This window comes from Virgibacillus litoralis, from assembly GCF_017873675.1.
GTDB classification, from domain to species: domain Bacteria; phylum Bacillota; class Bacilli; order Bacillales; family Amphibacillaceae; genus Lentibacillus; species Lentibacillus litoralis.
The window spans coordinates 1-11,250 of record NZ_JAGGKK010000038.1; the positions used below are offsets into that span (position 1 = coordinate 1).

Sequence of the window (11,250 nt, forward strand, 5' to 3'; positions counted from 1 at the left end):
ACAGGAACCTCGTCCCACTCCTTCTATTTATAGAGAAGTACCAAAACTTCCAGCTTAAATAGCCAGTAATTTGAATTCTTCATTAAATACTGCAAATTTATCTTTTCCCCCTCTTAATTGTCTGGTTTTAATAAATTTTATCTAAAATAGGTTATCAAAAAATCGATTTTGAATGTTAGCGTAGTATAGAAATCCCCTTTTTACATTAACGGCCGTTCTTGACTTTTTCTGCTAAGTAGCTTAAATTATGAATATTAAAATTTCTGAAATTCTTGAGGTGATGCCTGTATGCCAAGAAGCGCAAGGCGTAAAAGTAGTAACGGAATTTATCATATTATGCTGCGAGGAATAAATAGACAAACTATCTTTGAGAATGATGAAGATAAAATCAGGCTATTAGAAACAATAATAAGATTTAAAGATATAAGTAAGTTTAAGGTTTATTGTTATTGTTTGATGGATAATCATATTCATTTACTGCTGGAGGAGAAGGAGGAAACAATCTCAAAAGCTATTCAAAGAATTAGTGCAAGTTATGTTTTTTTGGTACAATAATAAATATGAGCGCTGTGGACATTTATTTCAGGAAAGATTTAAAAGTGAAAATGTAGAGACTGCTCGCTATTTTTTAACCGTTCTCCGATATATTCATCAAAACCCCGTTAAGGCTGGATTAGCAGCTAATGTATTTCAATGTAAGTGGACTAGTATAGACGAATATCTCCAACAATCTAACTTCATAGACACTGATTTAGGATTCAACTTATTCTCCCCAGATCGTAGTAAAGCCATCAAATTATTCGCTGAATATATGCAAGTTACAAATGATGATGAGTGTTTAGAAGATCATGTAAGAGTTAGAATCTCAGATAGTGAGTTAAAAAACCATTTAGTAAAAATAGGAGTACCCGATAGTAGTACTTTACAACAGATGAAAAAGGAAGAAAGAAATGCGATTTTATTAGAGCTAAAAGGGTTAAATGCTGTGACGATCAGGCAGCTAGCCAGAATAACAGGAATATCCAATAGTGTTATTGACCGCATTCGATGAATTAAAGTGGACTGCCGGGACGAGGAACCTGTCCCTTATGTCCCCGGGACGAGGAATGACCCTCATGTCCCGTTAAACACTTCGCCGGCGATTCCCATTGCTTGGACGGCTTTGGGGAATCCGGTGTATGCTGAGCAGTGGATAATAATTTCTGTTATTTCTTCTTTTGTTAGTCCAATTTTAAGAGCTGCTTCCAAGTGAACTTTGAGCTGATCAAATGCTCCTTGTGTGATTAGTGCAGTTAGCGTGATAATCTCTTTTTGTGATAGTGATAGTGCTTCTCTTGAATAGGTGTCACCAAATCCAAACGAAACGATCATTTCCCAAAAGTCAGGTGAAATTTCTTTCATCCCTGCCATCCCACCACGAACTTCCTCTGAGAATAGTTTTTTCATTACATCCATGCCAGCCTCATATCGTTTACTGTTTTCCATTTTACTGCCTCCCCATGGTTGGTGGTGTTTCATTCTGATCGACTAAAACTTCCACGACAACCGGTTTTTTGGTTACTTCCGTAGTATGTAGTGCTTGCTTAATTTGGTGTGTTAAATCAATTGAATTCTGGCAGGTATACGCTTGCAATCCCATTGATTGAGCAAATAATGCAGCATCTAATGGTGTTTCATAAACGCCGCCTGTTGATGAGCCGGTCATTTTTTTCATTCCTTTTTCTACCATATCTAACCTGCCATTGTTTAAAACTATGAAAAGCACAGGTGAATCATAATTGTATGCTGTGGAAATTTCTGTGCCGTGCATAAACATACAGCCGTCGCCTACTAAACAAACAATCGTTTTGTCAGGAGCTGCTAGTTTTGCGCCGATTGAATAGCCAATTCCATTTCCCATGGCGCCGAATATATCATCAAAAAAGAACGTTCCGGTTTTATAAATATCAAAATTTTGAATTCCGTAAAATGAGTGACTTCCATCATCTCCAAAGACAATCGCATCATTAGGCAAAGCGTTTCTCATAGATTTTAATGCTGTGACTGCTGACATTCGTTCATTTGGGTGGTTATTTTCCATTTGCTCCGTCTTTATAGGAGTTAAAAATTCAGCACTGTCTGGTTTAGGTATATCTTTTAAAATAACGTTTAAATTCGAGCGGATATCCCCAAGAACTGGAGTAGTCGGTACCTTGATAGATTTCCCGATAAATGTTGGGTCATAATCAAAGTGAATAAGGTGTTCTGGATACATATCTTTTGAAAGACCAGGTATGGACATATCACTTAGCTTTGATCCGATTACGATTAATAGGTCTACACCCTGATTTACATAGTCGGTCGCTGCCACTGTTCCGCCCAATCCAAATGCTCCAAGCGAAAGTTTGTGGTTGGAGAGAAATGTCCCCTTACCACCCGGTGTTGTAATAACGGGTATTTTCCAATGTTCAGCAAGCATCTGAACTTCTTCATATGCTCTACTTGAATGGACGCCCTTTCCTAAAAATAAGAGCGGACGTTGTGCTGAATCTAATTTTTCAACGACATTGTCAATGGCAGGTGAAACCATTTCACTTGGGATTGGTAAATCTATTTCAAACGGTTCTATCTCTTCTATTAAAATATCAAACGGAATTGATAGATGGACTGGACCTTTAATACCTGATACGGCTTTTTCCAAAGCATGCTGAAGATAAGATTGCAGCATATCGCCACGTTCTACCCTGGCACTGAATTTAGTTACTGATTTATACATATCATGGAGATCTGTCCCAAATATACTTGAATCCTGCCCCATAGCTTTACCGGTATCTTTCATGGATGGGTGTCCTGTAATAAGCAGCAAAGGTGTATGAGTTGCTTTCGCTTGTCCTGCTGCTGTTAGCAGATTAGTACCTCCAGGACCAGAAGTTCCAAGGGCGACCCCGATCTTCTGGTTCATTATCGAGTAGCCAGCTGCCGCAAAGCCACCACCAGCCTCATGCTTACTCAGTACAAACTCTATATTATATTTCCTTAATTCAAATATTATTGGGGAGATAGCTTTACCGGGTATACCAAATAGATGATCAACTCCCCAATTTTTAAAATTTGCAGCTAATACTGATGCAGATGTATTCATATTTCTGTTGTCCTCTCATTTTTTGACTTAATTTCTTTTTGCAACTGCAGGTAATTTTGTTCGAATTCCTCAGTTGGAATAGCCTTGCTGAAGAAATATCCCTGTGTTTCATCGCAGTTGTATTGTTGCAGAAAGTTTAATTGTGCTTTTGTTTCAACCCCTTCTGCAATTACCTCCATACTAAGATTGTGAGCTAATGTAATAATTGCTTTTACAATGACAGCATCATTATTATCTTCAATTATTTCTCCGACAAATGATTTATCGATTTTTATATAATCAATCGGAAAGTCTTTAAGGTATTTTAAAGAACTATAGCCAGTACCGAAATCATCAATACTTATACAAATACCAAGGGCTTTAAGTTGTTGTAATACTTTAAGGGAGTAATCATATTCCATTGCCATATACTCTGTAATTTCTACGACTAAATATTTTGGATCCAACCCTGCCCGATTGAGAACACCTTCCATAAACTTGACAAGGTCCTGGGTCAGAAATTGTTGTGTTGACAGATTGACTGAAATTTTTATTGGTTCCCAGCCATCCTCTTGCCATTTCTTATTTTGGGTACATGCTTCATTTATCACCCATTCACCTATTTGCGTAATTAGACCGCTATCTTCCGCTAACTTTATGAACTTGCCCGGATAGAGTAACCCCAGCTTAGGATGCTGCCATCGAATTAATGCTTCCAGCCCGACTATCTTTCCTGTTTTGTTACTAATTTGGGGCTGATAATGTAATACAAATTCATTATGATCCAATGCTTTTCGTAAATCAGCTTCAAGTTGTAATTCCTCCACAGAGTTCACTAATAATTCAGATGTATAAACCGCATAACGGTTTTTACCCTGTGACTTTGCTTGATACATTGCATTATCTGCGTATACCATAAGCTGTTCAGGTGTAATTGGGTAATCAGGGTATATTGCAATGCCAATGCTTGCAGTAGTATGTAGTTCGTTTGTTGCAACTTGAAAAGGGTCATTAAATTGATCTAATATTTCTTCCGCTTTTTCAGTTACATAACTAATATCTTCAAAGTCCTTAAGCAGGAAGATAAACTCGTCACCACCCATTCTGGCGAGCACATCATTTTCTCTTAAACATTTGGACAGTCTCTTACTCACTTCCGTTAAGAGTATATCTCCATTTGAATGGCCAAAGTTGTCATTTATTATTTTAAAACGATCCAGATCCAAAAATAATATAGCCAAATTTCGTTGATAACCGGATTTAATGTCGTCAACTAGTGTTTCTACTTCTTTTTTGATGTAGCGTCTATTTGCTAGATTAGTTAGATCATCATGGTAAGCTAAATAATTATATTTTTCCTGCAGGGAATATCGAACGGAAATATCCCTGAATTGACCAAATGCGCCAACCATTTTTTCATCTTCATAGATTGGTTGTGCATCGAATAAACAAACAGTACGTTCACCTTGCTGGTTTGTGAATTTAATAACTTCATTTTTAAAGATTTTTTCCTGTTCCAGTACTTTTTTAAAATAGTCGCCCGTCAATTGTGATTCACAAATATTTCTTCCAACAACGGAATCCTTACTATTATTTGAGATTTTTTGAGCAAAGTCATTAAATTCAGTTGTAATCCCATTTTCATCTGTAATAACGATACCATTACTTGTTCTGCTTAACATGATTTGATTCATGATATCTAGTTTCCTATTTTGCTTCCTTAGCAATAACTCTCTTTCAATCGAATCAACAGCCTGTGATAACATGGTTAAAAACAGCGGATTCTGAAATTGAATAGGCATCATGATTGAAACACTGCCTAGTAAATTTTTTTCATCTGTATATTGAAATGTATCACCATAACAAGCTATATTTTGGAGGAATTTATGGTAATGGTTTTCACCTATTAAACTTATTGGATGCTTTTGCTGTAATGTTAGACTTACAACATTTGTTCCCGTGTCTTCCTGTGTAAACTGACTACCTAATATAATGCCAAACTGTTCGGTGGTAGCCTTTATTGTTTCGTCGCCATCTATATCCAAAAGATATCCATCCGCATCAGAAATAACTACTAATATTGGAGTACCTTCTAATGAATTTAAAAGTTTATTTGAGAAAAAGCTTACAACAGATAGGATCTCACTATAGGATTTTCTCTTATCTGCAAGTTCATTTTCGGTTAAAAATACTTTTGGTCTGGACATCACATCCGGATCCATTCCACTTTCTTCACACATTTGTTTTGATCTCGTTATAAAGTATTGTTCTTGGTTAAGCACTTATATCACTCCGGTATTTTTTCCAAAATATAACACCTCATTATAAGCTGTAGCTATTAGTCTGTCAATTTTAGTGGGTGAGCTAGGAAACTAGAATTCAAGTCTCCGTAAGTTAAAGCAGTAAACATATCACTTACTATTAATATCGTTTCTGGAAGCGAAAAAGTGTACTATTTATAGAAAAAATATTTATTTATTTTCGTATGCCACTTTTTTCAGATGATGTTCGATTGTAATAGTATAAGAGGTACGTAAAGTTATTGAAACACTGCCTTTGGTTAATCATGTGTTGCTGATCTTGCTTGTTTTAAGGTGGAACAAGCCCATGATTTCATCCCCTTCAGAAGTTTTACTAAGATAAAATGTGGTAATAATATTACAAAGGATAAGAATTTTGTAATATAAATGAAACATTTGCATATGCTAATCCGTCTAAATAGATAGAACTTAATGGAGAGGGTGTTATTGTGAAACACATTTTAATGGTCAGTTTAGCTATTACATTACTGATCGCAGGCTGTGGTACAGCAGAAGGAAACAGCAGTGGTATGAAAAAGTCGCCAGAAAATCATCAGCATTCACTAAATGCGTCTAAGCAAGTTAAATCGACTGCACTTTCACACGTGAATAGTACTGGTGATAATATAAGCGAAACATCGAAAAACAACACCTCTGAAAATGAAAATACAAATAAAAGTGAATCTAATAAAGAAGAAACTTTTGTAAAGATACTAACCAACTATAATAATATGTTTGAAAGAATAAAGTCGGATGTGGATTATGACAATTTTAATGAAGAATATGTTGGATATAAATTTAAAACGATAAAAACGAAAGAGCAGCTATATAAACAGTTTACCGATATTATGACAATAGATATGGCACGAACAATATGGAGTGGTTTTGTGAATGAAGGGGAGAGCGGTCTATATTTGATTCCAAGAGACCTTTATCCAATGTTTAACAAAGATAATCCTTATACAATGGAAAAATTAAACGAAACCACATATAAACTAGTCCAAAAACACAAAAGTGAATTACACGGAATATTTGATATGGAATTTGTCTTCACCATATTAGAAGGACAATGGAAAATAAATGATATATCCTTTAACTAGGGACATCGGGGTCAGGAACCTTGTCCCAAGCGGGGCGGAGGGTCAGGAACCCCGTCCCACACTTTTAGCTTTAGCGGGACAAGGTTCCTGTCCCTCTGGCTCTGCGCCAGCTCACGACGGATAGTATGAGGCTTATTAGGGTTATTACTATTGTGGTTCTGAAGTATGGTGGGTAGTAAATTAGTTTTATATGGTTGATTCCTTTTTCTATTGGTAAGCCAACAAATGCGTAGTTAACCTTTTGTACTGCTTGTTTTTCCTCATTTACTTTTACTTCCCAGCCTTTTTCGTAGGGGATTGGGAGGATCATGAGGTTGTCATTATTCTGGTTGTTGTAGGTAATTGTAATACGGTTATCGTTCCAATTTACCTTCTCCGTTTCTGTCGCTTGTCTATTGGCTTGTTCCAGCTTCGAATAGTCTTCCTGATACAGTGCAAGGTCTTTTAAAATATAGTCTCCTTTTGGCAAGCGTATTTTGACTTTGTCTGCCTTTGCAACGCGAATGGTCATATTATCGTCGTAGGTTTTGTAAACGGACTGATTGGACTTACGTGTGGTTTTATAGTCATTTACTTTTAAAGTAAATCCTTGATCAGCTGCCAGGTTTTCAAGATGAAAATGGATATAAAAATCTTTTGTTTCTGGGTGAATTTCATCGACTAAAATATCAATTCCACCCTTGTCATCTGTAACTGAGACCTTATTGTCATTATATGAGGCGTTAACTGTTTCAAGTGTGGCTGTATCAATTATATTAATCTCTTTTGGAATTGCGGTGTCGTTTTTGTCCTGTACAATCGCACCTTCCAGCATGGCATGTTCTCTTGCCAATACTGAAGTATGTTTCATTTCTTGTTCCGAGAAAAGCAATTTGGCAGTACGTACAAATGGTAATATATTTTCATTTTGAAATACAATGTAGTTTTCTGATTCGATTATTTTGTTGAATCCATATGGAATAGGGCTGCTATTGTCCCTTTCTCTGACCATGTATTTTCCTTGAAGCAGGCTGTACAAGTTAGCACGGTTTCCAAGAGTTGCATACCGGCTAACACTTTCCCGTCCCATGTCGATGTTTAGATCATACAGATAAAAGTAGAGCAAGTGCTTATTCAATATACTTCCATAAACACTCATTCCATTAAAATTTTGTACAATAGGTGTATTATTAAAGGATCCAACTTTCCAATCAATCCGATAGAATGGATCAGTGTCACGGTCTTTAATCTGCTGAATAACCTGCCGCTGTTCTTCTCCATTATAATCTTCACTTTGCAAATGATTTTTTGAGACTTCATCTACTTTTCCCGGTACGGAAAGCCCGTATTGGAAAACATTTGCGAAAACAATAGGAAGGATTAAAAGTCCGGTGTACAACAGAATAAAACGTACTCGATTTACCCTCCATATAAACAGGAAAAGAAAAAGTATCGTAATAGCCGTCATAGTTAATACTGCAATGCTTAGTTCAGAAGTGATGCTTATTTTTTTATCCAGAAAAACAGTGAAAAGATAAACAATAGTTACAACAGTGCTTGCCATAGTCAATTGCCTTTTACTAATTTCAGCTATAAATTTTAAGCCGAAAGCTACACAGCCACCTATTGTAAAGGAAAGCAGATATTCCCAACGATATTGAGGTGCAGAAAATCCATTAAATGCACTGGCTACGAGTGGGGTGAAGTGAAGAAGTATAAATATAATGCTCAACGCTGCAAACAGACGAAAGGTCCGGTTCTTATATAACGAAAATATGAAAAGTAAAATTAAAAAAAGGGCAGGGATAATTAGGAATCGGCTGTTAAATAAAATGTTATCCCAATTAAATAAAGGAACATGCTGGCTATATGGTGGTCGATGATTATTTAAATAACCATAAACAGCAGGAACAAAAGAAATCGCACTGATTCCAAGGCCTAGTGTCCCGCTGATAAAGTACATTTTTAATTGTTTCAGTCGGTGCGTTTCATTCTCATCCAAATGAATTATCCAACGAAAAATGATATAAATCAGGATGAAGATTAAGTTAACATACGCAAAGTAAAAATTGTTAAAGAGAGTGACTGCAACAGCAACAATGAACCAGCCCCCTCGTGCTTCACGAATGATCTTTTCCACAGCAAATACAAGTAACGGAACCCACAGCATTGCATCCGCAAAAAATTCCCAATAGGTTACATGGCGAAAATAGATGGCGGATAATCCATAGATAGCAGCTCCGGTAAAAGCAGGCATCCAATTGCATTTCATATAACGAAATACGCAGGATGTTATCGTAATAATAATCGCCAGCCGGCCTATGCTGACAAATACTGCCGCATTCGCCCAAAATAATGTATCGGCGGGGCCAATTAACTGTACAGATTGTAATAAATAAACAAAGGCTGTCGTTAACATAAACATAAATGACGTTGAAAAGTAAAACGCCAATTGACTGTAGGTACCGCCACCTAAACCAAATTGATAGGAATAAAAGAAGTTTCCAGTGGTATATTGCTCATACAAAAGCTTTTTAAATGTAACCATTTGCTGTAATCCATCATTCGGCCCTACCATATATCTATCTTGAAACCACTCTGTTATAAAAAAAAGATGTCCCAGCGTAGCAACGACAAGGCTGCAGATTATAAGGGAAATTAGACTGCGTTTTTTTTGCATATGTATTCTCCGTTATTTCTTTAGAATTTTTCCCGTAATCAAAAATGTGAGAGGGACGGTGATAAATAAGGACACGATCGGAGCAATCGTACTATCAATAAAAAAATACTCAACAAATAAATAAATTAGTACGGATGAAACACTGATATTAAAAAGCTGTGTTAGCGGAAATTGCAGGAATTTTTTTAAAGACGGCTTTACTTGAAATGTGAAGTAGGAACTAAGAAAAAAGGAAACAATTAAACTAATGGCAAACCCAATAATGTGGGAAGCCATATAGTTAATTCCAAGCACTAAATTAAATATCAAGTAAATGCCATAGTAATTTAGGGTGTTAATGATCCCCACTATTATAAATCTTATAAACTCTAGCCTGATTACGTTCACGATTTTCTCCTTTTAAAATATTTGTTTCCTGTATTAAATAATGGGGGCGTTTTTTTGTTTCATAATAAATCCTTCCAATGTACTCGCCAATTACACCAAGGCAGAGTAATTGAACACCTCCCAGAAAAAGAACGGCTGATATTATGGTGAAGTATCCGGGTTCCGTAATACCATTAGTCATAATAAAAAGTAAGTTAATAAAAATATAAATGAGAGACAGGAGTAAAATAAGAGCACCAGTATAAAAACAAATTCTTAGTGGCCTATTGTTAAAAGAAATGACCCCGTCAATACCATAATTCAATAGCTTGGAGAGTGACCATTTAGGCTTTTCGTTTTGTCGGGCTACATTTTCATAATAAATCGTTTTTTGATTTAATCCGATCCAAGAAAATAATCCTTTTGAAAAACGGTTGCCTTCATTTAAAAGCAGAAGTGCTTCGACTGCATTTCTGCTTAACAACCTAAAGTCTCCTGCTCCATCTTTTAGTTCAACTTCTACGACTTTGTTAGCAATACAATAATAGAGAGAGGAAAGGTATGACCGTATTCGGCTATCTCCCTTTCGATTGCGCTGGGCGATGACTTGATGGAACCCTTCCTCATATCCTTGTATGAATGGTTTGATTAAGGAACAGGGGTGCTGCAAATCAGCGTCCATGATAATTACGGCTTCCCCTTTAACATGCTGAAAGCCTGCAAGAAGTGCGACTTCTTTGCCAAAATTTCTTGTAAAAGCGATATATTTCACATTTGGATCGATTAATTCCAGCTGTTTAATACGATTTAATGTGTCATCTGTACTTCCATCATTAATAAAAAGAAGTTCATATTGATAATCGATGCTGGCGAATTCATTAGCAATTGCCTGATAAAGAGGCTCAATGTTACTTGCTTCATTATAAGATGGAATGATAATTGAAATGAGTTGGGAATTCATAGATGCACCTGCTTTTATTGTGTAGCATTTTAAAGCTTAGTATGAACCACATTTGAATAATTATTATTTGATGGGGGGACGGAGGGTCAGGAACACCGTCCCGGCGGTATTGGGGCGAGGGACCTGACCCTCTGTCTCACCCTCTGTCTCGGCAGGTAAGAAAGTATAAATCCTTTCTTACTGCATAAGTGCAACTAAGGTAATTCGCCCAAAGGCTTGCACTCCAGAGTATAAGGGGTTCTAAGAAGGCAAAATACGCTTTCATAAGAATCCCTTTAACGAATGCCAAGTTTTCTAACCGTTCCTGGAATTAATATTAGCCTTGTAATCTTTCAGCGTATATAATTGAATTAGACTTTAAAGGGGAGGTTATTTTATGACAGAACAGAATAATGGTTTACCACCAAAAACATGTACAATAGATAAACTGGTAACAATTGATGCAGATATAGAAAAGGTAATGAACGGCAAAAAAACCGCAACCCGCCGAAATGGGCGCTATGCAGATATTGGTGAGGTCATGACACTTAAAGGCCAGAAGTTTATTGTAAGGAATGTCTATGAACAAAAACTTGGGGAAATAACAGATAAAGATGCAATGCAGGAAGGCTATCAAAATGCGGGCGGATATAAGAACGCTATTCTATCTATACATCCCGGTATGAAATGGGAACCCGAAATGAAAGTTTGGGCTCATGAGTACGAATTAGCTGAGTAGAGGGAGGGGAAGGGACAGCCTCCGTCAGCGGGACGATGAACCTGTC

10 protein-coding genes are annotated in these 11,250 nt (G+C 36.6%); 4 read left to right on the forward strand and 6 right to left on the reverse strand.

What is annotated here, in order from left to right; translation table 11 throughout:
* Positions 1-288 precede the first annotated feature (288 nt).
* Together J2Z82_RS19490 and J2Z82_RS19080 are read left to right on the forward strand one after the other, a co-directional pair.
* A complete protein-coding gene (locus J2Z82_RS19490) occupies positions 289-555 on the forward strand; it encodes a transposase (RefSeq protein WP_245251809.1) in 267 nt (88 codons plus the stop codon).
* Entirely contained in the window at positions 536-1,051 is a 516-nt protein-coding gene (locus tag J2Z82_RS19080; RefSeq protein ID WP_245251810.1) for a hypothetical protein, read from the forward strand. The genes J2Z82_RS19490 and J2Z82_RS19080 overlap by 20 nt, the downstream gene beginning before the upstream one ends.
* 62 nt (positions 1,052-1,113) lie before the next feature.
* On the opposite strand, the gene J2Z82_RS19085 is transcribed toward J2Z82_RS19080, so the two are convergent.
* Genes J2Z82_RS19085 through J2Z82_RS19095 form a run of 3 tightly spaced genes read right to left on the reverse strand, consistent with a single transcriptional unit; the run spans position 1,114 to position 5,382 of the window.
* Entirely contained in the window at positions 1,114-1,485 is a 372-nt protein-coding gene (locus J2Z82_RS19085) for a carboxymuconolactone decarboxylase family protein (protein WP_209482386.1), read from the reverse strand.
* Position 1,486: 1 nt separating this feature from the next.
* Entirely contained in the window at positions 1,487-3,121 is a 1,635-nt protein-coding gene (locus tag J2Z82_RS19090; RefSeq protein ID WP_209482387.1) for a thiamine pyrophosphate-binding protein, read from the reverse strand.
* Positions 3,118-5,382 carry an EAL domain-containing protein gene (locus J2Z82_RS19095; RefSeq protein ID WP_342453671.1) on the reverse strand — a complete coding sequence of 755 codons (2,265 nt, stop codon included), beginning with the start codon at positions 5,380-5,382 and terminating at the stop codon, positions 3,118-3,120. Before J2Z82_RS19095 ends, J2Z82_RS19090 begins: the two co-directional genes overlap by 4 nt.
* Positions 5,383-5,849: 467 nt before the next feature.
* Here J2Z82_RS19095 and J2Z82_RS19100 point away from each other — a divergent pair, with 467 nt between their 5' ends.
* Positions 5,850-6,500, forward strand: coding sequence for a hypothetical protein (locus tag J2Z82_RS19100; protein WP_209482388.1), 651 nt, complete (start codon positions 5,850-5,852; stop codon positions 6,498-6,500).
* 70 nt (positions 6,501-6,570) lie between these two features.
* Here the strand turns inward: J2Z82_RS19100 and J2Z82_RS19105 are convergent, their stop codons facing one another.
* From J2Z82_RS19105 to J2Z82_RS19115, 3 genes are read right to left on the reverse strand one after another with little or no spacing between them, the layout of a single operon-like run.
* Positions 6,571-9,159 (reverse strand): YfhO family protein, encoded by a 2,589-nt coding sequence (locus tag J2Z82_RS19105; RefSeq protein ID WP_209482389.1) that lies wholly within the window; start codon positions 9,157-9,159, stop codon positions 6,571-6,573.
* A 12-nt stretch (positions 9,160-9,171) separates the two neighbouring features.
* On the reverse strand, positions 9,172-9,546 hold the full coding sequence (locus tag J2Z82_RS19110; RefSeq protein WP_209482390.1) for a GtrA family protein: 375 nt from the start codon (positions 9,544-9,546) through the stop codon (positions 9,172-9,174).
* A complete protein-coding gene (locus J2Z82_RS19115) occupies positions 9,494-10,486 on the reverse strand; it encodes a glycosyltransferase family 2 protein (RefSeq protein WP_209482391.1) in 993 nt (330 codons plus the stop codon). The genes J2Z82_RS19110 and J2Z82_RS19115 overlap by 53 nt, the downstream gene beginning before the upstream one ends.
* 376 nt (positions 10,487-10,862) lie before the next feature.
* Here J2Z82_RS19115 and J2Z82_RS19120 point away from each other — a divergent pair, with 376 nt between their 5' ends.
* Entirely contained in the window at positions 10,863-11,204 is a 342-nt protein-coding gene (locus tag J2Z82_RS19120) for an ASCH domain-containing protein (RefSeq protein WP_209482392.1), read from the forward strand.
* The last annotated feature ends 46 nt before the right edge of the window (positions 11,205-11,250 follow it).